This window comes from Arthrobacter sp. CP30 (assembly GCF_053470025.1).
This window is the reverse complement of sequence record NZ_JBQEMM010000017.1, coordinates 22614-48349: the sequence shown is the minus strand read 5'-3', so window position 1 is coordinate 48349 and position 25736 is coordinate 22614. Positions and strand designations below refer to the sequence as shown.

21 protein-coding genes are annotated in these 25736 nt (G+C 65.4%); 11 read left to right on the top strand and 10 right to left on the bottom strand.

The window, feature by feature from the left end; genetic code table 11:
- Nucleotides 1-126: 126 nt before the first annotated feature.
- Genes brxC through ACTIMO_RS16635 form a run of 3 tightly spaced genes read right to left on the bottom strand, consistent with a single transcriptional unit; the run spans nucleotide 127 to nucleotide 4881 of the window.
- Nucleotides 127-3648, bottom strand: coding sequence for a BREX system P-loop protein BrxC (gene brxC, locus ACTIMO_RS16645; protein ID WP_448183127.1), 3522 nt, complete (start codon nucleotides 3646-3648; stop codon nucleotides 127-129).
- Nucleotides 3649-3656: 8 nt separating this feature from the next.
- Nucleotides 3657-4268 (bottom strand): DUF1788 domain-containing protein, encoded by a 612-nt coding sequence (locus tag ACTIMO_RS16640; RefSeq protein WP_448183126.1) that lies wholly within the window; start codon nucleotides 4266-4268, stop codon nucleotides 3657-3659.
- Nucleotides 4261-4881 carry a DUF1819 family protein gene (locus ACTIMO_RS16635; protein ID WP_448183125.1) on the bottom strand — a complete coding sequence of 207 codons (621 nt, stop codon included), beginning with the start codon at nucleotides 4879-4881 and terminating at the stop codon, nucleotides 4261-4263. Before ACTIMO_RS16635 ends, ACTIMO_RS16640 begins: the two co-directional genes overlap by 8 nt.
- A 593-nt stretch (nucleotides 4882-5474) precedes the next feature.
- On the opposite strand from ACTIMO_RS16635, the gene ACTIMO_RS16630 reads away from it, so the two are divergent.
- The 6 genes from ACTIMO_RS16630 (at nucleotide 5475) to ACTIMO_RS16605 (ending at nucleotide 11820) form a co-directional block, all read left to right on the top strand.
- Complete coding sequence (locus tag ACTIMO_RS16630) at nucleotides 5475-6476, top strand: 2-keto-3-deoxygluconate permease (protein ID WP_448183128.1); 1002 nt, start codon at nucleotides 5475-5477, stop codon at nucleotides 6474-6476.
- Nucleotides 6473-7768, top strand: a complete 1296-nt coding sequence (locus ACTIMO_RS16625; RefSeq protein WP_448183124.1) for a four-carbon acid sugar kinase family protein — start codon at nucleotides 6473-6475, stop codon at nucleotides 7766-7768. The genes ACTIMO_RS16630 and ACTIMO_RS16625 overlap by 4 nt, the downstream gene beginning before the upstream one ends.
- Nucleotides 7765-8790: a 4-hydroxythreonine-4-phosphate dehydrogenase PdxA gene (pdxA, locus tag ACTIMO_RS16620; protein WP_448183123.1), complete on the top strand. Its 1026-nt coding sequence runs from the start codon at nucleotides 7765-7767 to the stop codon at nucleotides 8788-8790. Before ACTIMO_RS16625 ends, pdxA begins: the two co-directional genes overlap by 4 nt.
- Nucleotides 8791-8887: 97 nt before the next feature.
- On the top strand, nucleotides 8888-9031 hold the full coding sequence (locus tag ACTIMO_RS16615) for a hypothetical protein (RefSeq protein WP_422391358.1): 144 nt from the start codon (nucleotides 8888-8890) through the stop codon (nucleotides 9029-9031).
- 20 nt (nucleotides 9032-9051) lie between these two features.
- The gene (locus tag ACTIMO_RS16610; RefSeq protein ID WP_157365821.1) at nucleotides 9052-9930 is read left to right on the top strand and encodes a GntR family transcriptional regulator; all 879 of its coding nucleotides are present in this window, start codon (nucleotides 9052-9054) and stop codon (nucleotides 9928-9930) included.
- A gap of 189 nt (nucleotides 9931-10119) precedes the next feature.
- Nucleotides 10120-11820, top strand: coding sequence for a DUF222 domain-containing protein (locus ACTIMO_RS16605; protein WP_448183122.1), 1701 nt, complete (start codon nucleotides 10120-10122; stop codon nucleotides 11818-11820).
- Between the two features lie 223 nt (nucleotides 11821-12043).
- Here the strand turns inward: ACTIMO_RS16605 and ACTIMO_RS16600 are convergent, their stop codons facing one another.
- The 3 genes from ACTIMO_RS16600 to glnT all read right to left on the bottom strand — a co-directional run bounded on the left by ACTIMO_RS16600 (nucleotide 12044) and on the right by glnT (nucleotide 15397).
- Entirely contained in the window at nucleotides 12044-12928 is an 885-nt protein-coding gene (locus tag ACTIMO_RS16600) for an NAD-dependent epimerase/dehydratase family protein (protein WP_055769770.1), read from the bottom strand.
- Between the two features lie 105 nt (nucleotides 12929-13033).
- Complete coding sequence (locus ACTIMO_RS16595; protein ID WP_448183121.1) at nucleotides 13034-14029, bottom strand: alpha/beta fold hydrolase; 996 nt, start codon at nucleotides 14027-14029, stop codon at nucleotides 13034-13036.
- A gap of 6 nt (nucleotides 14030-14035) precedes the next feature.
- Nucleotides 14036-15397 (bottom strand): type III glutamate--ammonia ligase, encoded by a 1362-nt coding sequence (glnT, locus tag ACTIMO_RS16590; protein WP_448183120.1) that lies wholly within the window; start codon nucleotides 15395-15397, stop codon nucleotides 14036-14038.
- A gap of 200 nt (nucleotides 15398-15597) precedes the next feature.
- Between glnT and ACTIMO_RS16585 the strand changes: the two genes are divergently transcribed.
- Nucleotides 15598-16296: a TetR/AcrR family transcriptional regulator gene (locus ACTIMO_RS16585; protein ID WP_448183119.1), complete on the top strand. Its 699-nt coding sequence runs from the start codon at nucleotides 15598-15600 to the stop codon at nucleotides 16294-16296.
- A 124-nt stretch (nucleotides 16297-16420) separates the two neighbouring features.
- Entirely contained in the window at nucleotides 16421-17791 is a 1371-nt protein-coding gene (locus ACTIMO_RS16580; RefSeq protein ID WP_448183118.1) for an ammonium transporter, read from the top strand.
- A 24-nt stretch (nucleotides 17792-17815) separates the two neighbouring features.
- Here ACTIMO_RS16580 and ACTIMO_RS16575 read toward each other — a convergent pair whose 3' ends face one another.
- The 4 genes from ACTIMO_RS16575 to ACTIMO_RS16560 form a co-directional block, all read right to left on the bottom strand.
- Nucleotides 17816-18430 carry a TetR/AcrR family transcriptional regulator gene (locus ACTIMO_RS16575; RefSeq protein WP_448183117.1) on the bottom strand — a complete coding sequence of 205 codons (615 nt, stop codon included), beginning with the start codon at nucleotides 18428-18430 and terminating at the stop codon, nucleotides 17816-17818.
- 86 nt (nucleotides 18431-18516) lie between these two features.
- On the bottom strand, nucleotides 18517-19614 hold the full coding sequence (locus ACTIMO_RS16570; RefSeq protein WP_448183116.1) for an alcohol dehydrogenase catalytic domain-containing protein: 1098 nt from the start codon (nucleotides 19612-19614) through the stop codon (nucleotides 18517-18519).
- Complete coding sequence (locus tag ACTIMO_RS16565; protein WP_448183115.1) at nucleotides 19611-21044, bottom strand: purine-cytosine permease family protein; 1434 nt, start codon at nucleotides 21042-21044, stop codon at nucleotides 19611-19613. The genes ACTIMO_RS16570 and ACTIMO_RS16565 overlap by 4 nt, the downstream gene beginning before the upstream one ends.
- Nucleotides 21045-21070: 26 nt before the next feature.
- Entirely contained in the window at nucleotides 21071-21244 is a 174-nt protein-coding gene (locus ACTIMO_RS16560; RefSeq protein ID WP_157365820.1) for a hypothetical protein, read from the bottom strand.
- Nucleotides 21245-21379: 135 nt separating this feature from the next.
- Here ACTIMO_RS16560 and ACTIMO_RS16555 point away from each other — a divergent pair, with 135 nt between their 5' ends.
- From ACTIMO_RS16555 to ACTIMO_RS16545, 3 genes are all read left to right on the top strand, one after another.
- Complete coding sequence (locus ACTIMO_RS16555) at nucleotides 21380-22177, top strand: nitrilase-related carbon-nitrogen hydrolase (protein WP_448183114.1); 798 nt, start codon at nucleotides 21380-21382, stop codon at nucleotides 22175-22177.
- Between the two features lie 209 nt (nucleotides 22178-22386).
- Entirely contained in the window at nucleotides 22387-23940 is a 1554-nt protein-coding gene (locus ACTIMO_RS16550) for a sulfatase-like hydrolase/transferase (protein WP_448183113.1), read from the top strand.
- A gap of 199 nt (nucleotides 23941-24139) precedes the next feature.
- The gene (locus ACTIMO_RS16545; RefSeq protein ID WP_448183112.1) at nucleotides 24140-25693 is read left to right on the top strand and encodes an LTA synthase family protein; all 1554 of its coding nucleotides are present in this window, start codon (nucleotides 24140-24142) and stop codon (nucleotides 25691-25693) included.
- The last annotated feature ends 43 nt before the right edge of the window (nucleotides 25694-25736 follow it).

The following is a 25736-nucleotide window of genomic DNA, read 5'->3' as shown; positions in this document are numbered from 1 at the left end:
CCGCCTCAGGAAACTCCACCCGCTCCACCGACCCAGGCAACAACACCCCAGCCAAACGAGCCCCAACAACACCCACCAACTCAACCCGAACACCCGCAGCAAACCCACGCAACAACGACAAATCCATTAGGGGGTCACCTTGGTTCCATTAGTGATTTCTGCAGTCAAGGCACGACGGATGGCATCTACGAAATCTTCGATGTCAGCCGCTGTTTCAATAAGTTGGATGTCGGAGTCCAACTCCAACGACCCGAAGGACACAATCTTCACAATTTCTTCCGGCTGAAAATCGCCGCTTTGGCCCGGTGAACCTCCAGGGGCAGGCTGCACAGGTTTCTGAGCCAGAATCTGGAACAACCCGGGCTTGACGCCATCATGAAATGCACTTACCTTGCCCCTGAGAGTGACGATTTGTTTCTCGGTCGCAATCCCGTTTTCAAAGTTCTGCACACGACTGCGCACGGCAGCTTGAGCCTCCGCTGTTGCCTTCTCGTAGTGATCGCTGGCGGTGACGGCCGAAGCTGCCTTTCCGACAGCGTCCTGGGCAGCCGAGCGTGCTGTGGCCACGGCCGCTTCCAGCTCGGCACGAAGTTGCTGCAGCTGCGTGTTCAGAGCGGGTATTTTTCCCCCGCGGAAGATCATCGGATCATCCAAAAGTTTTTCGATCATCCCGGGCAGCTCAGACTCGATAAGCGCCAGGTTGGCCTGCTCGCCCCTCAGCAAAGCGGCAGCGTCGTCGTATATTTTTTTCTGCTGTCCGTTGAGGAAGCTCTCGATGGGATCAATGAAATCAGACTTAAAGTCCTGCAGCTCATCCATATGGGTCCGAAATAATGTGAGGTACCAATCATCGGCCTGACCGCACACCTTGGACAGCGCCTCTACAGCCGCCGAAAGGGAGCCCATGAACGGATAGTGAAACATGGCCTGGTCCGACTTGAGCTTGTCGTGCAGGGACTGCAGACGGGCTTTCGTAATGGCGGCCAGTTCCAGGGCGTCGGCGGTCGGCTGGGGTTCAAGGAAGAAATCTTTATAGAAGTCCGCCAGCGCGCGGACGTCAGCCGACCGGTAAGCAACCGGGACGGTCAGAACGAGGACAGGGAAACGGGCCGTGTTTTTCAGGTCTGACCCGGCCTCCGTACGTGCCAGCTTCACACCGTCACGGCTCACAGCAACTTTGCCGAGTCCTATCAACTTTGCGAGCTGCACCTGAATGGCAATGGTCGACCACCCGTACGGTTTCTGCACGAAGTGCTCGTCAACCGACTTTACAGTGACCTTGGCTGCCTGGGTATTCTGCAGAGTGATCCAGTTCAAAAGCTCCTGCTCGCCTGCCGAAACCATTTGTGCGGCATCGCTTTCGAGCGCCCCATCAAGGACTCTAAGGTTCTTCTGAATCTGGTCATCGGTGAATTTCGCGCTCCCAAGCATTGAGAGCATCGGATACGTCCGCGCAATGAGATCCTGAAATGCCAGATCAATCCTCGCCGCCGGATCTTCTGACGCCACTGCGATCTCCGAAGCATTGGCTACAAGTGTCGCTTTCGCAATCAGGCTCCGAAGGCGCCCGACCACTTCCTTGCGCCGCTCCGCAAGCTGTCGCCCCTTGACTTCTAAAATGTGCCGCACGGCGTCGGATTGCTGGCTGGAGCTTTTCAGTCTGAGGTACTTCTCAGTCCTTAGGTACAGCCGCAAATCTGCCATGAGACGGCCGTCGTCGGCGATGACTACGCGGAGCTCATCCTTGCCAGAGCTGTGGGCCTTCAAGGTTTCAAGCGAATCAGCGTACTCATATTCCGGGCTGATGAAATGAAGAGTCAACTCCTTCTGCTGGCCGTACGGGCCGTCGTCGAGACGAACACCGAACGGGAAATCTTGCCCGTTCGAGACGTACCGCACCTTGGATGACTTCAGAATGTCACCGGTCAGGAACCCTGCAAACTCCGACCCGAACTTGTTTGAGTCCAGCTCAACGGACTTGATCTCCTGCTCGATGTCCTTTTCGTCGCTCGTCAGGTACTCATATGTCGAGCCATTGAGCTGGATATACGTCTGCTGCTCCAGCAGGTTCAGCGCGTCCTTCACCTTATTGGCGAAGCCGACCATGTTCAAACCGAACCTGCTGTACATGAGGATGGTGAGATTCCGGGGCGTGGCTTTGAAGTCTGGCACATACTTCACCAGGAAGAGGGCTTTGAGCACTTGGACCGCAAACTGGTTCTGCTGGCTGAGGTGATCCTCAGCGGTGAAGATGGCACTTTGGAGCTGTGATTTCAAGGAGTGCCGAATGCCCTCAAACATGCGGTCGAAGGTCGCGAGCTCGCCGACGGGAGTGTCTTTTAGCTGCTGGATGACGTCCTGGAAGACGCCGAGCATTGATCTGGCCCCGACGGCTAGGTTGTTCCCTTCGAACGCGTTATGGGCAGAGAGCCCTTTGAGGGCGTCCTGGAACAGTGTGTACTGGTACGTGATGAACGGGTAGCTGGACGTGAAATGCTCTTCGTCCTGGAAGATGCGGTACTTACGCGAACCGTCTGCGAAATCGAAAAGCGTTTTGAAGTTGTTGGCTTCTGCAGCGTAGATCCCGCCCAGATGGATCGATCCGGTAGCAGTTTTCTCGAGGAGACGCTTTTGAATGACTTCTTCCACGTCGGCGCTGGTGAGCTTGACGCGGTTCTTGAAGCGCGCCTGGATTTTGGAGAAGTCGTTGCCCTGTTTGCTGGTCCGGTCGCCGATGACGGCGTCGACGTCCTCTTGGGAAGTGACCAATACCCAGGCACGGCCATTGCACCTGGTAGCGAGGGTCTCCGCGACAGTCTGGAGGTTAAGCATGAGCTTCGTATTGTCGGCGATGAACTGTCCGACCTCGTCAACGAAGAAGTTGAGGCGGTAGTCGCCATCTTGGCTGTCCAGCCACACCTTGACGTCGTTTGCAAAGTCTTCGATAGAAACGCTGTACTCGGCCCGGTACTTGGAAAGGATCTGTGTGGGCGCAGTTTCGTCCTGGCCCGTTACGCGGGCATATGCCTTGGCGATATTGCCCTCTTGCAGGATGCCGAGCGTACGCCCCTCGTTCCATGCTTTGGAGGAGATATCTTGGAAGGCGGCCTTGAATGCCTTAAAGAGCCCCTCTTTAACGAGGTCCCTTTCGAACCTGGCAACATGGCCCAGCTGTCCGTAGAACCCGCAGGATTCGTTGAAAACTTTGACGAAAACGCTGAGCAAGGCGTCGGGCTGGTCCTTGCTCTGCAACGTCGCCTTCTGGTCGATGTTGAAGAGGATGCTCTTGGCCCGAATTTGCCGGGACTTCTCGATTGCACCACGAAGAATCCCGTTGCCGGCAGTCTTTTGGATGAAACTGTCAACTACTTCGTCCCGCGAGACCTTCTGCCCGTCGACGTCGCCGAGTAAGTGGGCCAGCATTTTGAGCATGTGGGATTTTCCGGATCCGAAAAACCCGGAAACCCAGGCGCCGTTTGCACCGGCATAGTTGTTGTAGGCATCCAGGAGGGTTTCCATGCGCTGGCTGGCCTCGTTCGTGAGAACGTATTCACTTACCTCGGTGCCGATCTGAGACTCATCGTCGGCTTTGACGACACCCTCGATAGTTCGCGAAATGTCTTTCGCAAAAATGTCATGAAGCTTCATCGTTCCCCCTAGTTAACGTGGTAATCGAAGATGTTGAACGCCCGGTAGTACTGGTCGTCTGTAAGCTGCCCGAAGAGCACCAGCGAGGACCCTTGAGAAGCCGACTGACGGTACTCGCCCGGAAAAAACATCAGCATTGGTTTGTCTTTGGAAATGCTCAGCAGATTATTCAGCACGGTGTGGGACCGTATGTAAGGAAAAACCTCACCGATCCCTGTGAGAAAGAATATGTCGTGCGGGGACGCCAGTTTTTCCCTTACCCGCGGAGCAAGCTCGTGGGCTGGATCGAACACCTGCTGAAAGAGTTCCCTGAACTCGTCCTTGGAGTGCTGTGGTTCGGCCTCCAGAACGCTGTCCCACAGGTCTCGTTCTTGAAGAATCTCAATTGTGAGGTCGTAGAGGTTAATCTCGAGCACCTCGATGCCCTCGAGTTTGAGACGGTTCTGGAGCCGCTTTTGGACTTGCTCCATAGCGAGTGCCTCAGCTGGCACGAATGGGCAGATGAAGAAGGGAACTTCGTTTCCTGGCACCTTGTTGTCAAGGAACCTGCGGCTTGTGAGTGCCTTGAGCAGGTGCCCCTCGCGCTTCGCGAGGGGCAGATCTGAGACCTTCTTATGCATGCATTAAACTTTCAATCTCGAAGTCCGTGACGGGGTAAACCAAAAATGATCCGGGGCCGCGTCTGCGTAATTCTTTCGCGACCCTTTCCCCTATCACTTGAGGAAGGATAAGGCCAGCCTCTGACACTATTTGCGCTTCGCGAAGCATCCGGAACAAATTCTGTCGCAGTTTGTACTTGGTAGACAGTTTCAGCTCCTCAAGCTCGCCGTGCCAGAACGATTTCTTGACGAAAAAAGTATCAAGAGCAGTTGGGTCCAGCGCATTGTTCATAGAAAGGTACTTTTCTCTGACAACTTCTTCGGCAAAATCGGCCACGAAGCAGTATTGGAGGCAAATCGCCAACCACACGAGCTGATGGCGCTCCGGTGCGTTACCGCTGACCACGATCTCCAGTTCCGAGTCGGTTAGCCTACTGGCGCGGTCCATCGCCTCCCGACTGATCCGTACAACAGCGGACGCGGTGCGCTTCTGGATGAGGTTGTCAGCTCTCACGGAAGCTCTGGCATCCTGCCAGTCGCCCAGACGCAGATACTCTGCAGCAACGACGCGACATTCGTTAGCCAGTAGTCCACCAGTCGTGAAGGAAAGCTTGTACCGCCCTCCGCTGCTCATTCCCGCGCGAGCGGTTCCGCTGCCACTTGGATACTCACTCGTCACAAAACGACTACCGGGGCCCGGCGACGCTGGCCGTTGGGTGAACTTAGCTGCATGATGTGATCTTATCGGCTGAGCCATAGATATGGCGCGGACCGCTGTTCGATCACCCAGCGTGCCGCGCAGGGGGCGCCACTGCAGGGCGACGTCTTGGTTTTGGAAGAGATTGGCAGTCGCTCAGAAGAGGAGTGACGAGGCATACCGAGAGCACAACGCTGCTCAAGAATTGTGAAGGCGCTTCGCCAGCCGCAAAGACGAAATTCCTGTTCATCATCGCCACAGCGCTGGAGCCTCTCGTGTTGCGCGCTAGCTCAGCTACCCGAAGTCCCTTCCCCAACAGAACTCCTCCTTGTGTGACCCACCGCACTCCCCGTACCCTCAGTACTACTTGTCCGTACTACGTGTACGCACTCCTCCGTCCGCACACAGACCTCCCGCACAGAGAGAAGATTCGCCATGGCAGCCGAATCGCTTCCGAAGTCCCGCATCCCCCTGTTCGACGGCATGAACCGCATCCCCGGCGGCCTCATGCTGATCCCCTTGATCCTCGGCTGATCCTCGGCTCGATCGTCGGGACCTTCGCCCCCGGCTTCCTCGAACTCGGCAGCTTCACCACCGCCCTGTTCGCCGACTCGGCCCTCCCGCTCATCGCCGTCCTGATCTTCGCCACCGGCATGCAGATCACCGCCAAGGCGTCCGGCCCCGTGCTGGCGACCACCGGCGTCGTCCTGCTGTTCAAGACGATCATCCCCGCCGCCCTCGTCGCAGGCCTCGGCCTCGTGGTGGGCATCGACGGCATCCTCGGGATCTCGATCCTCGCCCTCCTGGCCAGCTTCGACAACAGCAACGGCGGCCTCTGGCTCGCCTTCACCGGACGCTACGGCGACTACCGCGACCGCGGCGCCTACATGGCGTCCGCCGTTAACGACGGCCCCTTCTTCACACTCCTCTTCCTCGGCATCTCCGGCCTCGGCAACATTCCGTTCCTCACTTTGCTCGCCGCCGTCATCCCTCTGATCCTCGGCTTCATCGTCGGCAACCTCGACGCCAAGTGGACCGAGGTCATGCGGCCCGTGCCGAACATCGTCATTCCGTTCTTCGCCTTCGCCCTCGGCACCGGCATCGATCTCCGCAACGTCATCACCGGCGGCCTCAGCGGCATCTTCGTCGGCATCGCCGCCACCCTCATCACCGGCACCCTCGTCTACATCGGCTACCGGTTCATCCTCCGCCGCGGCATCAAGTCCGGCATCGGTATCGCCTCCGCCACCACGGCCGGCAATTCGATCGCGACCCCGGCGATCGTCGCCGCAGCGGACCCCAGCTTCTCCCCGTTCGTCGAGGTTGCGACGGCGCAGGTCGCCTCGGCCGTCCTGGTCACCGCGATCTTCGCCCCGCTGCTGGCCACCTGGGTGCTCAAGCGCCAAGGCGGGCTGGATACGGACGACGCCGTAGCAGTCACCCCGACGTCCGCCTCCGAGCTCCCACCCGCAGGTGACCCGTCGGCGCCGACTGACCGTCGCCGTCGGACGCAGGACGACGACCGGCCGTGACACCTTCCGCACCCATTGTCGGCATCGCGGCCGACGACGTTACCGGCGCCACCGACTCGGTGGTCCAGTTCTCCCGCACCGGCTGGTCCTCCCGGCTGCTGCTGGGCGAACTCCTCCCGGACTCGGTGGAGCCCGGCAGCGCCCTGGCGGTGAACACCGACGCCCGCGCCCTGGACCCGGCGACCGCCCGGCATATGACGGCGAGCGCCATCAGGAACCTCGTCACCGCCGGGGCCGACCGCCTGTACCTGAAGATCGACTCGACCATGCGCGGCAGCGTCCCGGCGCAGGTCGCCGGAGCCCATGACGCATGGCAGGAGCAGCACCCAGGCTGCTTCGCCGTCGTGTGCCCGGCCTACCCGGCCATGGGGCGGACCATCGAGGACGGCCTGCTGCGCGTGCACGGCGGACCCGTCGAGGACTCCCCCGCCGGCCGGGATCCGGTCACCCCGGTCCCGACGAACGAGTTCTCACAGCTCCTGCCCGGCACGACGACGATCAGCCTCAGCGGCTCTCCCGAGCAGGACGCCCAGGCGCTCCGGGACGCGGCGGGTAGCGGCGTCGTGGTGGTCAATGCGGCGTCCGACGACGACCTCCGCGCCCTCGCGGCCGCGCTCGTCGTCGCCGGGCCGACGGCGATCCCCGCCGGATCCGTCGGCCTCGCCGCAGCCATGGCGGCAGCCGGGGCAGAGGCCGGGGCAGTACACGCCCCACAGGAACCAGCCCCGGCCGCGCAGGGGCAGCGGATCGTCGTCGTCGTCAGTTCGTTGCACGACGTCGCCCGCGCCCAGACCGACCACCTGCAATCCCAGCTGGCCTCCACCGACCTCCGCATCCTGCAGCCCGACGAGTCCCTGCTCGACCAGCCGAACCGGCTCGCCCAGTGGGCCGCCGCAGAGCTCGAGGTCCCGGAGTCCCTGCCGCGGGTCGTCGTCATCACCTCCCCCGAGGCGATCGGCGGCTCGGAGACCCTCAGCGGCACGGCCATCGCGAACAGTCTCGCGTCGGTGGTGCAGCAGACCCTCGCCCGCGCTTCCGTCGGCGCCCTCGTGCTCGTCGGCGGTGACGGAGCCCGCGCCGTCCTCGACGCCACGCGGGCCCAGGCCCTGCGGATCACCGGCGCCATCCAGGAGGGCATCCCGGTCGGCGTCGTCGAAGGCGGCACCGCGGCTGGAAAGATTGTCGTCACGAAGGCCGGCGGCTTCGGGCCGGTCACCGCCCTGCTCGACACCGTCACCGAACTCACCCGAACCCTCACCACACTCGCCCAGTCAACGGAGGCATCCTCATGAGCATCCCCACCCTCGCCGTCACCCTCGGCGACGTCGCCGGCATCGGACCGGAGATCACTGCGAAGTCCCTCCTCGGGCACGACGACGTCCGGCAGGAGTGCGTGCCCGTCGTCATCGGCGACGAGGCCGCCATGCGCCAGGGCGTGTCCAACGTGGGCGGTGACCCGGACACGGTCCGTGTGCTGTCCTCGATCGAGGACGCGACCAACGAACCCGGCATCATCGAACTCCTGCAGACCGGTCCGTCCCTGGCCGACGTGAAGCTCGGCGAGCTCAGTCCCGCCGCCGGTGACGGCTCCTACCGCTTCGTCGTCGAGGCCTGCCGCCTCGCTCGCGAGGGCAAGGTCCAGGGCATCGTCACCGCACCTCTTAACAAGGCCGCGATGCACGCCGGCGGGCACAAGTGGCCCGGCCACACGGAGCTGCTCGCGCACGAGTTCGGCGTGGAGAACTTCAGCCTCGTCCTCTCCGCGGGCGACCTCTACTTCTTCCACCTCACCACCCACGTCTCCCTGCGGCAGGCCATCGAGGACGTCACGCCGGAACGCACCACCAACGTGATCGAACTCGTCAGTGCGTTCACGAAGGCCCTCGGCAACCCGGACGAGCCGATCGGCCTCGCCGGACTCAACCCGCACGCCGGCGAGAACCGCCTGTTCGGCGACGAGGACGCCGACATCCTCGCCCCCGCCGTCGCCGCCGCCCGCGAGAACGGCATCAACGTGCATGGACCCATTCCCGCGGACGCGCTCATCCCCGCCGCGGTCAAGGGCAAGTGGAACATGGTCATCGCCTGCTACCACGACCAGGGCCACGCACCCTTCAAGGCGGTCTACGGCGACGACGGCGTGAACATCACCGTCGGCCTGCCTGTCGTCCGTGTCTCGGTGGACCACGGCACGGCGTTCGACATCGCCGGGCAGGGCATCGCCCGCGAGGCGAGCCTCGTGCTGTCGATGCGCCGGGCTGCTGCCCTGGCGCCAGGCTGGGACCACGTCTGGCGGACCGCGCAGAAGAAGTAGGTCTTCCCGCGGTGAACCACCGTGCCCGACGACCAGGAGAGGACAAGCCACCGACGCCGTCGCGGCTTGTCCTCTCCGGACGCCTAGGATCGGAATCATGACCAGCGACGAAGACCTCGACCCACCCATCCCCAGCTACCTCGAGGGCATCGAGCTCAAGCGGGTCCACGACGGCAAGGTCCTCGAAGAGCACGACGACGACAATCCGGCGCAGTCGGATGAGTCCGACTCTGCGTCCTGACGGCAGGGACAGTGGTCGAGATGGACACACCTGACACCCCTGGCCGCCTCCTCGACGCGGGGAGCAGCGAGCCGCTGCACCTGCAGCTCCGAGGGCATCTGCGGGCGCAGATCCTGAACCATTCACTGCCGCCGGGCACCTCGCTGCCCAGCGAGGCGCAGCTTCAGGTGCGCTACGGCGTGTCCCGGTCCGTGGTGCGCCAGGCCCTCGGTGCACTGACCGATGAAGGGCTGATCGAGCGCGGCCGCGGGCGCGGCAGCACCGTTGCCCCCCGGCGGGAACACCACCGGCTGGTGCACCGCACCTCAGGGCTATCGGCACAGCTGGGCAGTACCGGGGCGAGCGTCGGTACTGAAGTGCTGTCATTGTCCCTGCAGGACGCCGATCCATCGACCGCGGTCCTCGCGACGCCGCAGGTCCTCTTCCTCGAGCGGTTGCGGACGGCCGACGGCGTGCCCATCGCCGTCATCCACACGTGGCTACCGGCACCGACATTCGCCGACCTGACCGCGGAAGCCCTACACGATGCGTCCCTCCATGAGGTGCTCGGTGAGAAGTACGGAGTGCGCATCACCTCCGGCAAGCGGCAGATCCGGGCGGTTCCGGGCGACGGCGACCTGCTGCGGCTGCTGCAGCTGGAAGCGTCGTCACCCGTGCTGCTGCTGGAGGGGACGAGCTTCGATCAGGACGGTCGACCGGTCGAGGTGTTCTCGACCTGGCACCACCCGGACCACGTGGTGTTCGACATCGACATCCAGCGGGAGCCCGTCGCGCAGGTTCCGGCGGGCAGCCCGGCGCCGTCTGCTGTTGATACCGCTGAGGCGTTGGCCGACCGCGCCCGCCGGCTGGGCGCAGAGCTCATGCGCTTCGCGGATGGTCTCTCGACCACGGAGCGCTGATCGGCTTCAGCCCAGGCTGTACGAGCAAGATGTGCCTGATGGCGCCACGGCTCGGCGATTTTCCGGTACACCGACTCGCTGGCACGACCGGCGATGACAGCCGACGGCGGTGGAGGAAGAGTGCTCGACTCCTCCTCCACAAAGAGTCCGGGCCCACTGTAATAGTACGCGTGTTCGATAAAATGAGGCATGGACATCGCACCGCTCGAGCATTCCGAGGGACTTGGTACCTCCCTGGAGTCGATGCGGTCGGACTTGCTCGCTTTCGCGCGGGAACTGAAGGGGCGTCACCTCCTTCTCAGCAGGCACGACGTCGTGCGAGCACTCGTGGACATCGAAGAGCTCTCGAAGGTCATCGATCATCTCCAGATCGTTGCCGCTGGAGCTGCGCAGGAACACGGAGTCACCGGCGCCGGGGAGCAGGAGGCCGCTGGATCCCTCCGCGTGCGGGCGCAGCAAAGCCTGTCGACAGTGCAGGACGACGTCAACGACGGCGGCAGCACTTCAGCAGGCGCCGAACAGCGGAACAATGATGGGTTCCGCCCCGAATTCAGGACCTGTGCTGACTTCCTGCGGGCCCGGCTCGGCATCAGCCGCACTGAGGCGAACCGCCGATTGAGGCTCGCGGCAAGTCTCCTGCCCGGCGTCACTGCAATCGGCTCTGCCACTCCCGCGTCGATGAGCACCCTCGGTGCTGCAACGAGCGCGGGCCAGGTCAGCGGACGCGCTGCTTCGATCGTCCATGAGGCGGTGCAACGGGTGCGGTCCTTCGCAACGCCGGTGCAACTCGCTTCGATGGAGCAGCACCTCACGCGGCAAGCAGTCGAATCGGACGAAGACCTCCTGCGGGTCCTCGCGCGACGCTGGGAGGGCGTGCTCAACCAGGACGGGCTGGAACCCACCGAAAAGGTCCTCAAGGCACGGCAGGGTGTCTTCCTCAAGGGCAGACGCAACGGTCTGCATCTTCTGGAGATCGGCGCCACCGACGAGCAGTTCGAGCATCTGGTCACCGTCATGAACACCGCGACGAATCCGAGGAGGAATGTGATTACCCTTCAGAACACCGGGGACCCGATCATCGGTGGAGACAGAGCCGACATGATGGCCGCCGAGAACGAAGAGTGTGGCGTCGGTGGGAGCGCCACGGGCAGGCGCCAGAGCGAAGCCGGCGATGACGGCGTGGCCGACATCCGCGCGGGCGATACAGATCGGCCGACACGCCCGCAAAGCCTCCTCGACGGGCTGGTCGCAGCCTGCAGGATCGCTTTGTCGACCGACAGGCTTCCCGCAGCAGCCGGACACCGGCCCCAGGTCATGGTGACCATCAGCTATTCCGACCTCGTTGGCCAGATGGAGCGTGCCGGCCACGCTGTGTTCGGGCAGCAGATGAGCGCACGGAGCATCCGCACGCTGGCCTGTGATGCAGACATCATTCCGATGGTCCTCGGCGGACAAGGTCAGATCCTCGACATCGGGCGGGCACAACGCCTCTTCCCCGCCCATCTGCGACGGGCACTCGTTGCGAGAGACAAGGGCTGCGCGTTCCCGGACTGCTCCATTCCGGCAACCTGGTGCGAGGCCCACCACATAACGCCCTGGGCCAAAGGTGGCACAACGAGTATCAGCCAAGGCGTCCTCCTGTGCTCGCGGCATCATCATGTGATTCACGAAGGGAAGTGGAACGTCGAACCGAAGTACGGAATCCCTTGGTTCACTCCACCGGGATACCTTGACCCGAATCGGAGTCCCCGAAGAAATACCTACTGGCAGGTGGAGGACGCCGTCCACGAGCAGCTTCGTGGCGCCGAACGCGGACGGTCTGCTGCAAGCGCCCCGCTGCTGTACTCGACGACGGCCGCCCCAGCCACCTCCGCCGTCGTCGTCGGCTAGAACACTATGACGCTCCGGGCGCGCTCGCCGCGACGCATTGCGTCGGACGCCTCGTTGACCTCGTCGAGGCCGATGCGGTGCGAGATCAGCCGGTCCACGGGCAGCTTCCCCGCGAGGGACAGCGCGGCCAGGCGTGGGACCGACCGGACCCACTGAGAGGGGGTGCGCGGTCGAGACCTGACACAGGGCGGGACGCCAGTCCCGCCCTGTGTCGTACCAGGCACTACTGCTGAACGGCCTTGCCGTCCGCATCGAGGTAGTCGCGCCACGAACGCTTGGGCGTCCAGCCCAGCATCCGCTGTGCCTTCGCGCTCGAGATGCCTGAGGCGTCCGGCCGGCTCAGCTCACGGAGTTCGATCTGGTCGCCGTAGTACTGCGCGAGGACTTCGGCGAAGTCGTAGCCCCCCACGTTGTCGGGCGACGCGATGTAGAACACCTCGTGACCCGGCAGGTCCGATTCCGTGGCGAGCACGATGGCGTCGGCCAGGTCGTAGGCGTCGATGTAGCTCCACAGATTGGGGCTCAACACGGAACTGTCGCGGATCTGCGGGCCGAGGTTCAGTTCGTAGTTGCCCTCGAACTGCACCCAGCACGGGCGGATCGAGATGCACTGGATGTCCGACCGCCGAACGGCCGCGTCCATCAGCTGCTCACCGAAATGCTTTGATAGTGCGTACGGATCCTGGGGACGGATGGGGTGCTCCTCGTCCACGGGAGCGTAGTCGGGGAGGAAATCCCGCTCCGGAAAGAAGAAGCCCGGCACGGTCTCGCTCGAGATGTACACGAATCGCTTGATCCCGAAGCTGATGGCGGCCTCGAGGACGTTAAACGTCGCCATCAGATTGGTCTGGAAGACCACGTGGGGTGGGTTGCCGGTCGGCTCCGGGATAGCAGCGATGTGGACGACGGCGTCCACGCCGCGCACGACGGCATAAGCCTCGCCCGCGTCCGTCAGGTCGGCCATCGTGTACTTCGGGGCGCCCTCGGGCTTGCGGTCGAAGCCCGGGCGGGTCAGATCGGTGGTCATGACCTCGTGCCCGGCGTCGATCATCGCCTGGGTGGTGGCTCGGCCTACTTTGCCGTGTGCTCCGGTGATCAGGACTTTCATGAACTCTCCTTGAGGGTGACGGCTGTGACGAGCATCAGGCCACGGATGACCTCTGAACGTATGTCCTCACCTATACACGACGCCGCGGTCATCCACCCGACGGAGTCACCCTCGCAGCAGCTCCCGCACCACGGTGGCGATCTGCGCAGTCTCGGCCTCCCGGACACCCGGACGCCCCGCGACATGACCCAGGTCGGACACCAGCGGACGCAGCTCCCCATGCTGGAGAAGCTCCACCTCCCGCTCGCTGTCGGCCTGCGGGAAGTAGAGGTCGGTGCTGCCGGGCATCACGATCGCCCGGGCCGTGATGCTTCCCATTGCCCCCGCGAACCCGCCCGGGTGGTACTTCCCGACGTCGGCCCGTTGCCAGGTGCCGAGCATGGCGAGGAGGTCGTTCGCGTCCTCCCGCTCATGATCGGTGGCCCAGCTCTGGATCACCGCGTCCACTGATGAATACCCGAGCTCTCGGTACATCCCGTCGCGGAAGAAGGCCTGCGAGTACGCCCACCCCGCGTAGACCGTGCCGAACGCGCGGAGCCCCTTTACCGGTGGTGTGACGTAGCGCCCCTCCCCGAACGCGGGATCGGCCAGCAGTGCCGTCTTCACCCCTTCGAGGAAGACGAGGTTGTGGGGTGAGCATCGTGCCGCTCCGGCGATCGGGAGGATCGCAACCACCAGGTCCGGGTACCGGACCGCCCATTCGTACGCCTGCAGGGCCCCCATCGACCAGCCCGCGACGAGGCGGATCCGCCTCACGCCCAGCTGGGTGAGGAGCCGGTGCTGGGCGATCACATTGTCGGCGATGTCCACGTCGGGGAAGTCCGCCCCCGCGATATCCGGGTGGGCCCGCGAGGGCGACGTGGACACCCCGTTCCCGAAGAGGTTGACCGCGACGATGAACCAGTCCGCCGGATCGAAGAGCCGGCCCGGGCCGATCCACGGTTCGTAACTGGCGGACGTGCCCGTGTAGTAGGAGGGCAGCAGGATGCAGTTGCTGCCGTCGTCGTTCAGGGTCCCGTACGTCTCGTAGGCGAGGCGCGCTGAGGGCAGGTTCGAGCCGGAGACCAGCCCGAACCTGCCGAGGTCGACGTCAGCGAGCATGGCGACCTAGAAGAACTTCAGGTAGCGCTTGGTCTCCCACTCGGAGACGTGTGCCTGGTATTCGTCCCATTCCTGGCTCTTGTAGTCGATGTAGGCGTTGTACATCTTCTCGCCGAAGACCTCGCGGGACAGGCTGTCGGCCGCGAACTCCTCGATGGCCTCCCCCAGACTGCGGGGCAGCAGGCCGAGGCCGTTGGAGATGATCTCCGCCTCGCTGTAGTTGTACATGTTCTCAGTATGTGGCTCCCCCGGGTCGAGGTTCTCGCGGATGCCCTCCAGCCCGGCGGCGAGGATGATCGCGGCACCCAGGTAGGGGTTGCCGCTGATGTCCGCGGCACGGCACTCCACCCGTCCACCCACGAGGGGCACCCGGATCATGTTGGTGCGGTTGTTGTTGCCGTAGCTCACGAACACCGGCGCCCACGTGGACCCGGACATGCTGCCCTTCCGGACCAGCCGCTTGTAGCTGTTCACAGTGGGTGCGATGACGGCGCAGATGGCGGGCGCGTGCTTGAGGACGCCGGCGATGAACTGGTAGCCGAGGGCGGAGATGCCGCAGCCGCGGGGGTCGTCGTCGGTCTCGAAGAGGTTCTCGCCGCTCTTGATGTCGGCGAGGGACATGTTGAAGTGCGCGCCGGACCCGCTGCGGTCGGCGAAAGGTTTGGGCATGAAGGTGGCGAAGTAGCCGTGCTTGCGGACCATCTCGTTGGCCATCAGGCGGAAGAAGACGGCGCGGTCGGCCATCGTGAGGGCGTCGGCATACGTGAAGTCGATCTCGAACTGGCCCTGGGCGTCCTCATGGTCGAAGGAGTAGACGCCCCAGCCCATCTCGTTCATCGCCTCCACCATCTCGGTGAGCCACTCGAAGTTGTCCAGCGCGGCGGGCGCCGTGTAGCAGGGCTTGCTGAGGTTGTCCCGGTCGCTGACCTCCACGGGGCCGGCGGGGGTGTCCTTGAGGACGAAGAACTCGGTCTCGATGCCCAGGTTGAACGTGAACCCGAGCTCCCTGGCTGCCTCCAGCTGGCGCTTGAGGATGTTCCGCGAAGCCGCCTCGAACGGCTGGCCCTCGTGGTAGAGGTCGCTGGAGAAGTACGCGACGTCCTTGCGCCAGGGCAGCTGGACGGCGCTGTCGAGATCGGGCCGCGCCGAGAGCTCCTCGTCGCTGATGTCCTGCGGCAGTCCGTCCAGTGCCGCGCCGGTGAAGAGCTCCGATCCCGCGGCCATCTGCGGCAGGTGAGACAGGGGGACGAACTTGGTCTTGATGTTGCCGTGGAGGTCCACGAAGCTCGACATCGCATACTTGACGCCCGCCTCCCGAAGCCTGCGCTGGACGGTCTCGACGGCTGCTTCCGCTGTTGTGACGCTCATGACGATCTCCTGTTCGGTTCCGGGACGCCCACCAGTATTTCGATAAGCTATGGAAAGTCTGGCGCCGAGCAATTTCGATAGAGTGTCGATATTGTTACGGCAGCGTAAAACCCGCGCCGGGCGCGCCTGCCCGACGGATCGGCGACATAGTCTGCCGTCGGGCCGCACGCCGGATGACACGAGGAGCAGGAATGGAAGCGATGAAGACCACCGGAGCGACGGCGGGCCGTCCTCGCCTGAGCGGATCGACGGGCAAATCCCCCCGCCAGGAGATCATCCGCGAGGCGACGGCACTGTTCGTCGCGAAGGGATACGCCGAGACGACGATGAGCGAGATCGCCCGCAGCGCCGGGCTGCGGCAGTCCTCTGTCTACTACTGGTTCGCCCGCAAGGAGCACATCCTGCAGGCCCTCCTCGAGGAGAATCGCGGCTCCCTCCAGGTGGCAGAGGCGCTGGAACCCGCACCGGGCTCCGCAGCAGCCAGGCTCTATGCGGTACTCCACGCGGACGCCGTCCAGCTGTGCGCCTCTCCCCTGGACTTCTACGAGTTCGAACGCGTGGCACGCTCGCAACCGCAGAACTTCGGCGCCTTCTTCGAGGACTACAGCGAACTGCATCGGCTGGCCGCATCGATCATCCGGCAGGGCATCGACGCCGGCGAGCTGAGGGACGTCGACCCGGAGGCGGCCGCGACCGCCGCGCTGAGCCTCAACGAGGGCCTTCAGCGCCACTACCGCCAACCACTCCCCGGCCTGCGCACCTACACGGCCGACGACGTCTCCGCCCTGAGTGCCGACACCACGCTCGCCTCGCTCCTCCGGGCCCCCGACGATCTCCCCGCGGTCCGGATCGAGGCGGCCGCCCTGTCCGCAAGCGTCGACCTCTCGACGGAGAGTTAACGCGGCCGTAACGATATCGATATGGCATCGAAAAGGCATGCCCCGAGCATTTAGATAGCGTATCGAAACGCTGCTACCTGCGGCCACCGCGGGGTGCCTGCTTCTAGCCGTCATGGAGAATCGAATGGACACTGCTGCAATCGCGGGCAACACGGCGTGGGTTCTGACCGCCGTCGTCGCCGTCGCACTGATGCTTCCGGGGCTCGCCCTCTTCTACGGCGGGATGGTCAGCCGTCGGACCACCATGAACATGATGCTCATGGTGTTCGGCTCCTTCTGTGTCGTCGGAGTTCTGTGGGTGGCCTTCGGCTACTCCGCGGTCTTCGGTTCGTCCCTCGGCGGGCTGGGCCTGCTCGGCAACCCGCTCGAGTACGCCGGCCTGGGCCAACTGCTCACGGCCCCCGACGACGCCGCCCTGCCACCCCTCGCCCTCGCCGCCCTGCACCTGATGTTCGCCGGCCTCACCGCGGGCATCGTGGCCGGCGCCGCCGCCGACCGCATGAAGTTCAGCGCCTGGCTCGTCTTCGCCGGCCTGTGGGCCACCCTCGTGTACTTCCCGGTGGCGCACTGGGTCTTCGCCTTCGATTCGGCGGACGGTGCCGTGCAGGGCGGCTGGATCGCCAACACCCTCGGCGCCATCGACTACGCCGGAAGCACGGCCATCCACGTCAACTCGGGCGTCGCAGCCCTCGCACTGGCGCTGGTCCTGGGCAAGCGCCGCACCTGGCCCGTCCAGCCGAAGGCACATAACCTGCCCTTCACACTGCTCGGCGTAGGGCTCCTGTTCACCGGGTGGATCGGCTTCGACGGCAGCGGCCTCGGTGCCGCCGACAACAACGCGGCCGTCGCGGTCTTCAACACGGTCGCCGCCACCTGCGCCGGCGTCTGCGTGTGGCTTCTGGTCGAGCGCCTCCGGGACGGTCACGCCACCACGCTCGGCGCCTCCTCCGGCGCCATCGCCGCGCTGGTCGCGATCACGCCGTCGTGCGGTGCGGTCACGCCCCTCGGCGCCCTGGCCATCGGCGCCGCAGCGGGTGCCGTCTGCTACTTCGCCGTGTCGCTGAAGTACAAGCTGGGCTTCGATGACGCGCTCGACGTCACGGCCCTGCACTTCATCGGGGGCGTGGTGGGCGGCCTGCTGATCGGCCTCATCGCGACGCCGGAGGCCCCGAGTGGAGCGACGGGCCTGCTCTACGGTGGTGGCTTCGATCTCCTGGGCCGCCAGGCCATCGCCATCCTGGCCGTCTTCACCTACACCTTCACCGTCACCTGGGTGCTGGCGAAGGTCCTCGACAGGACCATGGGCATCCGGGTCCCGGGCGACGTCGAAGCACGCGGGCTCGATCTCGCGCTCCACGCCGAGAACGCCTACGAGAACGGTTCGGACAAGGCCCACTCACCCCGTGGCCACGCCGAGCAGTTGCATGAGCTGGAGGCCGACCCGCGCGTGGAGTCCGATGTCGCGGACAACGTCGAGCCGCAGCGTCATCCGTGACGGCACCCGGGGCGCTGGTGCCGGTCAGGCCACCAGCGTCCCCAGGTGCGCGATGATCGCCGCCACCCCCACCTCGAAGCTGAGATCGGAGCGCGGCCCAGCCAGCGATGCATCGGCGAACGCGGCGTGCAGCGCGGGCTGGGCCTCGGCATCGGCGAGCCAGGCCGACTCGGGCGCAGCCACGTCCAGGGCCGATCCGAGCATGAAGTTGTCGAGCACCGTCACCGCAACCACCACGTCATTCGCGGAGAATCCCTGCTCGACGAAGAGCGCGGCGAGGTGCTCGTAGATCTCGAGCGTCGCGTGGTCCGTCACGGCCTCACCGACGAGCAGCGGGATGCACTTCGCGTGCTGCCCCAGGGCCCTCCGATAGCTCCGCGCCCACGCCGCTGCCCTATCCCGCCAGTCGGCTCCCGCCGTGAAGAAGTCGCCCGACGCGAGGGCATCGGCGCCGATGACGGACCGGATCCCGTTGATGATCTCCGGCCGCCCCTGCACATGGTGGTAGATCGACGACGGACTGACCGAGAGCCGTTTCGCGAGCCCGGGCAACGTGAAGTCGCCGAACTCGTCCACCAGGTCCAGTGCAGCCCTATAGATCTTCTCCGGCGACAGAATCGCTCGGCGTGGCCGCCCCATGGTCCCCCTGACAGAAGCGGCCGAGCCGCCGAGTGATGTTCCGGGTCGCGAGGCGGAAAACGCCGTCGTCGCCCGACAAGCCGTCGCTAGAAGACGATAACGCTCCGCGCGCGCTCCCCCCGCCGCATCGCCTCGAAGGCCTCGTTGACGTCGTCGAGCCCGATGCGGTCCGAGATGAGCCGGTCGACGGGCAGCATACCGGCGAGGAACAGCTCCGCGAGGCGGGGGAAGTCCCGCCCCGGTACCGTTGACCCGTAGTTAGAACCGATGAGTGACTTGCCACTCTCCGCGAGCGCCAGGGCGTCGATGGACACCGGGCTGTCCTCGGGCGGCAGCCCCACGATGACGGCTTTGCCACCCGCTGCGATCAGCGACGGGAGCGACTCGATGGTCTGCACCCGGCCGATCGCCTCGAACGCGTAGGCTGCACCTCCCCCGGTCAGCGTGCCGATCTCCTCCGCCAGGTCCGCGGACGGCACGAGTGTGTGGGTCGCCCCGAAGTCCCGGGCAGCAGCGAGCTTCTCCTCGCTGAGGTCGACGGCGATGATCGGGTTCGCACCGACCAGCCGCAGCGCCATGATGATGGAGAGGCCCACTCCCCCGGTGCCGACGACGACGGCGGACGTGCCCGCCTCCACGCAGGCGTCGTTGACCACGGCGCCGAAGCCCGTGGCAACCGAGCACCCGATGAGGCTGGCGACGTCGAACGGGACGTCCTTCGGCACGCGGATCGCGCCGGCTTCGGGCACGACGGCGTACTCGCTCATGGACCCGACGGTCAGGTAGGGGAACACGCGCTCGCCGTCGAGCGAGAGCGGGGTGCTGCCGTCGGGCAGGAGGCACTCCTCGGATCGGCTGCCGGAGCAGACGTAGGACTTCCCGGAGAGGCAGGCGGTGCAGCGCCGGCAGGGGTAGAACCACGAGAGGATCACGTGGTCGCCCACTTCGACGTCGGTGACGCCGTCGCCGATCGCCTCGACGGTTCCTGCGCCCTCGTGGCCCATGACCGTGGGCGAGGGCAGCGTCCAGTCGCCGTCGAGCACGTGCCGGTCGGACCCGCAGACACCCGAGGCACCCATGCGGACGAGGACGGTTCCGTGTACGGGATCGGCGACGTCGACGGTCGTCAGGTCGAGATCCGGCCTGCCGCTGCGGTGGACGGCTGCTCGGGACGTGCGGCTCATGAACGGCCCTCGACTTTCGTGGTGGTGGGAGCGTAGTCGCCGACGCCGCGGCCCACGTACAGGACGCGCGCGAGCACGAGGTAGACCAGCGCACCGACGATCGCGGAAGGAAGCGACGCCGTGATGTAGCTGAAGACGGGCAGCGTGGTGAGGGTGACCGGGTTGTATATCACGAGGTAGAAGGCAGCACCGACGACGACGGCCCCGAGCCCTGCCCAGTTGATCCCACCGGAGAAGTGGTAGGCGCTCTGCTCGCGGTGCCGGTAGAGATCCTCGAGCGCCACCCGTTGGCGGCGCAGCAGGAAGTAGTCGGCGATGATCGCACCGCACATGGGCGCGAGGAAGGCTCCGCTGAGCGTCACGAAGGTCATGAACCGCTGGTACATGAATCCCGGGAAGAAGGCGAGGATGGCCGGCAGCACGAAGAACGCGGCACAGAGCCATGCCCACCGGACCCGTGAGAGCAGGTTGCCGCTGGCTTGCCGGATGGCGAGGACGGTCGAGTAGACGATCGACGACGTACTGGTGATGTTGGCGAACGCGATGAACAGCAGGATGAACGCCCCGAGCACGGGTCCGCCGAAGGGCAGCATCCAGACGGTCGGGTCCGAGTCCCCGAGGGTCAGTGCTGCGGCCATCCCCACGACCTGCGCGATCAGCGTGGCGCCGAGCAGCCCGAGGTAGGAGGGCCAGAGGGCTGCTTTCGGGGTCTTGGTCAGCCGGGCGAGCGAACCCATGACGGGGTACCAGGAGACGCCGACGCCGGCATTGAACTCCACGGCGAGGGCGAAGTTGAGGCGGTCGTCCTCGAACGGGGCGAGCGGGGCGGCGGTGAGCAGCGTGTCCCAGGAGGTGTTGAGGACGAGGAAGATCATCAGGAAGACGGTCACGACGATCAGGCCAGGCGCGATGAACTTGTTGAACCGGCCGATCGTCACGGGGCCGCGCGACAGGATCCACCAGGACACGGCGATGGCGACGAGCGCGAAGAACGTGACCATCAGGCTCTCGGGGTCGAATCCGGTGTCGAACGCCGAATTGGACACCTGGGTGACCGCTCGGCCCACCATGATGGCCAGCAGTGAGGACCAGCCCATCTCGGTGATCAGGATGACGGTGAAGACCAGGATGCCCACGCCGACGATCCCGAAGACCGGCCGGAGGATCGTGTACTGCTCCACGCCGTAGCGCTGGCTGGCGACGACGCTCGCGAGGACCATGAAGCCCAGCCCAATCGCGTTGCCGATGACCATCGCCGCGATGCCCTGCTGGAAGCCGACGAGTAGCGCCGTCGACCCGCCCACGAGGAACGCCCACGTCGCGATGGCGAGGCTGATGTTCACGCCGGTGAAATCGGCGCCGTTCCAGATCCGCTCCTTCCGCAGCAGCGGAAGCGACCCGAGCGATCCACTGGAAGTGTCCGCCCCCACAGCCCCGTCCCTGCTGGTGCTGCCGCTCACAGCGCGAGGACCAGGAAGCCGATCGCGGTGATCCCGAGGGTCACCGCGATGTAGAGGACGAGGTCCTTCGCCGAGAGCGCGGCGCGGGAGGGGTGCCCCTGCTCCTCGTGCGAGATCTCGGTGAGCCGACGGTGCAGACCGTCCTCGGGTACCGCATCTGCTGAGTCCATTGATACCGCCTCCAATAATCGAATGTCATTCGGTTCGGCTCAATAGTTGTGCCTATCATGAGGGCTGTCAATGGTTTTGTCCCGGATCATGTGGCGTGCACCACAGGTTCGGGACGGTACCCGGAGGGACGGATCATGCCGGTTCTGGCAGTACTGCAGGCCACCGGGACCGCCGGTGCCGTCGAGGAGAATCTGCGCCGCATCGACGGCGCCGCCGAACGGGCTGCCGGGCAGGGGGTCCAGATCCTCGTCACCCCGGAACTGTTCGCCACGGGTTACGCCCCCGAGCACGTGGCCGATTCGGACGGGCCGGGCATCCGCGCTGGGCTCTCCTCCATCGCGCGGCGCCGCGGCATCGCCGTCGTCGGTTCGACCGTCGACGCCACAGCGAATGGTCGGTACATCAGCGCCTCCCTGTTCGACCACCGCGGAGCCGAACTCACCCGCTACCGGAAGGCGCACCTCTTCGGCGCCGAGGAACAGTCGGTCTTCCTTCCGGGAAGTGACATCCCGGAACTCGTGCCCCTCCTGGGCCTGACGGTGTCCCTCGGCATCTGCTACGACATCGAGTTCCCGGAATACGCACGGAACACCGCGCAGCGTGGTGCCGATCTCCTCCTCATCCCGACGGCGGTCCCGGCCACGGGCGACGTCGGCGATCGCCCCGCACACGCCACCTACAACGCCGAGCGCATCTCGACCCTCCTGGTGCCGGCGCGGTCCCTCGAGAACGGCATCTACATCGCCTACGCCAACCACACCGCTCCGGACTTCACCGGGATGAGTTGCATCACCAGTCCGTACGGCACCTTCCTGGGCCTCGCCGGGCAGGGTGACGAACTGCTCATCGCCGAGGTGTCCCGGGCCGAGGTCCTCCGCGCCCGGGAGCTCAATACCTACCTGACCTGCCGCCGCCCGGACCTCTACGCCTGATCGGGCGACGCCGTCGACTCGATTCGACGCCGTCGACCTGACGATCCCGCTTCCACTTCGGGCACCCGTTATACCACCGAACCCGTGAACACAGGATGAACCAAGGTTGAACGGGTACCCTAGGGCACTGGTCTTGTCCACCCTTTGCGAGAGGTCGGACGTCAGTGGTGCCCGGCAGGCACCTGATGGTTGGAACGTGAGGTGTTGCCATGCAGTCCCGAATCCCCGGCGTGACCCGACGGGTCGGCGTCGTCGTCGGACGGCTGCTGGTCTACCTGCTCATCTGGGCCGGCCTCACCCTCCTCATCGCCGCCGCCGGCATCCGTTACTACTGGGGCGAGATCTCCGTGGGCCAGATGCGCCTCAACCTCGTGTCCGTCGAGACGGACGGCGGCGGTGACTTCCTGTGGCGGGGCATCCTCGCCATCGGCGTCGCGCCCCTCCTGATCACCGGCAGCATCGCGCTCGTCCAGTTCCTTCGGCGTCGGAAGCGCCGCCAGGCGGACGACGGCGGACGGCCGTCCCGCGGGCCGTTCGTCAAGCGCGCGGTGTCCACCGCCCTGGTGGCGGCCGTCGTCGTCGGCGGCACGACGGCGTTCTCCACGACCGTGGGCGTCGCCGACTACATCCGGGCGTCGACCTCCGACTGGGACATCCAGGACTTCCACGCCGAGCCCGTCGTCACCAGCGACGAGGACAAGCGGAATCTCGTCCTGATCTACCTCGAGTCCGGTGAGCAGACCCTCGCCGACGACCAGCTGTTCGAGAAGGACGCCTTCGCGCCGCTGAAGGACGTCACGCAGGCCGCCGACGGGTGGCAGACCATCGAGGACCTCCAGCAGTACCAGGGTGGCGGCTGGACCATGGCCGGCCTCGTCGGGACCCAGTGCGGTATCCCCCTCAAGGGTGGCAGCGCGTCGGACGAGAGCAGCGGCCGCGCCGCCGTGCCGGAGAGCGACGTCGACACCTACCTGGGCGGCGCCACCTGCCTCGGCGACGTCCTGGGCGAGCACGGTTACACCAGCACCTTCCTGGGCGGCGCGAACTCCTCGTTCGCCGCGAAGGACACCTTCCTCCGGGGCCACGGCTACTCCTCGATCAAGGGCCTCGCCCAGTGGCGCGCCGTCGGCGAATCCACCTCGGACTTCCGCCCCGACTGGGGCCTCAGCGACGAGCGCCTGCTCGCCAACGCCCGCGAGGAGCTCGATTCGCTGCACGCGGAGTCGAAGCAGACGGGCCAGCCGTTCAACCTCTCCGTCCTGACGCTCGACACCCATGAACCGGTCCACGTGTATGACTACTGCTCGGTCGACACCGAGCAGGAGGTCACCTCAGTGTTCGCCTGCTCCATGGAGCTGGTGGCCGGCTTCGTCGACCACATGGAGGAACAGGGCTACCTCGAGGACACCGCCGTGGTGATCATGGGCGACCACCTCAAGCACATGAGCGCCGGCGACGCCTTCCACGAGCAGTTGGACCACCACGAGAAACGCACCGTCTTCAACCGGATCTGGATCCCGGGCGGCGCCGAGCTCACACCGCGCTCCGGCATCGACCAGCTGAACCTCTACCCGACGATGCTCGAGGCCGCGGGCCTGACGCTCCAGGACCGCGAGGCCGGCGTCGGCGTCTCGGCCTTCTCGCCGGACATCCCGGTGGATTCCGCGCAGGCGCTGGACGACAACTTCTACGCCGAGCTCCTGAATTCGAACTCGCCGTCCTTCTACTCCGACGCGTGGGCGGACGAAGCTGTGGCACCGTAGGCACGCTCCCGTGGCGGGAAGGTCCGGATGGCTGCGCACCGGATGCCTTCGTGTCACCTGCGGAGCTAACAGATGATTAACGACACTCGAACGGTTGTTGAACGAACGACGCAGCGCCACTAGGATCCGATGGTCCCCCGAGAGTTCTGCCACTGTGGCGAGCCGACGTCCGCGGACATGTTGAAGAGGAGGTGGAGCGATGTCCTGGAGCATTCGACAGTCGGCCCGACCGATCGCTGTTGCCCTGGCCTACGCGCTGCTCTACCTCCTGCTGTGGGCGGGCCTCGTGCTGCTGATCGCCGGCCTCGGCATCCGCCACTACTGGGGCGACATCTCCGTCAGCCAGATGATGCTCAACCTCGTGTCCGTGGAGACCGAGGGCGGTGGCGGTTCCATCGTCTGGATAGGGATCTTCGGCATCGGTGTCGCCCCCATCCTGATCAGCGCGGCCATAGGATTCCTGCACTACCGGTGGCGCCACCCCCGTGATCTGCCGGGTCGCCACATGCGCCGGGCGGCGTCCGCCGCCAGGACCCGGGCTTTGGCCGTCGCCCTGGTGGGGGTCGTCGTCGTGAGCGGTACGACGGCGTTCGCCAACACCGTGGGCGTGGCCGACTACATCGCTGCGGCCAACTCCGACGCCGACCTCGGCGACTACTACGTGGAGCCGGTCGTCACCAGTGACGAGAATGCGCGGAACCTCGTGGTCGTCTACCTCGAATCGGGAGAGGCCACGCTCGAGGACGAGCGGTTGTTCGAGAAGGACGCCTTCGCTCCCATCAAGGAGGTGACCCAGCCGTCCGAGGGCTGGGTGAACACCGGGTCCCTCCGGCAGTACCGCGGTGGGGGATGGACCATGTCCGGCATCGTCGCGTCCGAGTGCGGGGTACCGCTGAAGGCCACCGGCGCCGCCGCGAGCGAGCCCCTGACGAACGACCTCGGCACCGACACCCCCACCTATCTCGGCGGCCTGACCTGCTCGGGCGATGTGCTGAAGGGTCACGGCTACACCAGCGTGTTCCTGACCGGCGCCAACGCCGCGTTCGCCGGCAAGGGGACCTACCTCCGGACGCACGGCTACACCGAGGTGAAGGACCTCAACGACTGGCGTGCCTCCGACGAACCGCCCGAGGCCTTCCGTGAGGACTGGGGCCTGAGCGACGGCAGCCTGATGAACCAGGCCAAGCTGGAGGTCGACCGGCTGCACGCCGAGTCGGAACGGACCGGACAGCGGTTCAACCTCTCGATGCTGACGCTCGACACCCACGAGCCGTCCCACATCTACGACTACTGCCAGGTCGACACCGAGATCGACGTGCTCTCCGTGAACTCGTGCTCCGTGGCCCAGGTGGCAGGGCTCGTGAACCACATGAGGGACCAGGGTTATCTCGAGGACACCGCCGTGGTGATCGTGGGCGACCACCTCCGGCGATCACCCCCCACCGATCCGCTGCACGAGCAGCTGGACGGCAATCCCACCCGCTCCATCTTCAACCGGATCTGGATCCCGGGCGGCAGCGGGCCCGTCCCGCTGCGCCAGAACGCGGACCAGTTCAGCCTGTACCCGACGCTCCTGGAGGCCGCCGGGCTGACGCTGCAGGACGGTGCGGCCGGGCTCGGCGTCTCGGTCTTCACACCGGAGATCCCGGCGAACTCGTCCCAGGCCCTGGCTCCGAAGGCCTACGACATCCTCCTGGATTCGCTCTCGCTCCCGTTCTACGCGAGGGCGTGGGCGGCCGAGGGCACGTCCTGATCCTCCGCCCCCGCTGACCTGCCGGCCGCAGTGACGGGCCGGG

Coding starts and splice junctions, on each gene's coding strand:
- brxC (WP_448183127.1), bottom strand. CDS start 3,648: ATGAAGCTTCATGACATTTTTGCGAAAGACATTTCGCGAACTATCGAG.
- ACTIMO_RS16640 (WP_448183126.1), bottom strand. CDS start 4,268: ATGCATAAGAAGGTCTCAGATCTGCCCCTCGCGAAGCGCGAGGGGCAC.
- ACTIMO_RS16635 (WP_448183125.1), bottom strand. CDS start 4,881: ATGAGCAGCGGAGGGCGGTACAAGCTTTCCTTCACGACTGGTGGACTA.
- pdxA (WP_448183123.1), top strand. CDS start 7,765: ATGAGCATCCCCACCCTCGCCGTCACCCTCGGCGACGTCGCCGGCATC.
- ACTIMO_RS16615 (WP_422391358.1), top strand. CDS start 8,888: ATGACCAGCGACGAAGACCTCGACCCACCCATCCCCAGCTACCTCGAG.
- ACTIMO_RS16610 (WP_157365821.1), top strand. CDS start 9,052: ATGGACACACCTGACACCCCTGGCCGCCTCCTCGACGCGGGGAGCAGC.
- ACTIMO_RS16605 (WP_448183122.1), top strand. CDS start 10,120: ATGGACATCGCACCGCTCGAGCATTCCGAGGGACTTGGTACCTCCCTG.
- ACTIMO_RS16600 (WP_055769770.1), bottom strand. CDS start 12,928: ATGAAAGTCCTGATCACCGGAGCACACGGCAAAGTAGGCCGAGCCACC.
- ACTIMO_RS16595 (WP_448183121.1), bottom strand. CDS start 14,029: ATGCTCGCTGACGTCGACCTCGGCAGGTTCGGGCTGGTCTCCGGCTCG.
- glnT (WP_448183120.1), bottom strand. CDS start 15,397: ATGAGCGTCACAACAGCGGAAGCAGCCGTCGAGACCGTCCAGCGCAGG.
- ACTIMO_RS16585 (WP_448183119.1), top strand. CDS start 15,598: ATGAAGACCACCGGAGCGACGGCGGGCCGTCCTCGCCTGAGCGGATCG.
- ACTIMO_RS16580 (WP_448183118.1), top strand. CDS start 16,421: ATGGACACTGCTGCAATCGCGGGCAACACGGCGTGGGTTCTGACCGCC.
- ACTIMO_RS16575 (WP_448183117.1), bottom strand. CDS start 18,430: ATGGGGCGGCCACGCCGAGCGATTCTGTCGCCGGAGAAGATCTATAGG.
- ACTIMO_RS16570 (WP_448183116.1), bottom strand. CDS start 19,614: ATGAGCCGCACGTCCCGAGCAGCCGTCCACCGCAGCGGCAGGCCGGAT.
- ACTIMO_RS16560 (WP_157365820.1), bottom strand. CDS start 21,244: ATGGACTCAGCAGATGCGGTACCCGAGGACGGTCTGCACCGTCGGCTC.
- ACTIMO_RS16555 (WP_448183114.1), top strand. CDS start 21,380: ATGCCGGTTCTGGCAGTACTGCAGGCCACCGGGACCGCCGGTGCCGTC.
- ACTIMO_RS16550 (WP_448183113.1), top strand. CDS start 22,387: ATGCAGTCCCGAATCCCCGGCGTGACCCGACGGGTCGGCGTCGTCGTC.
- ACTIMO_RS16545 (WP_448183112.1), top strand. CDS start 24,140: ATGTCCTGGAGCATTCGACAGTCGGCCCGACCGATCGCTGTTGCCCTG.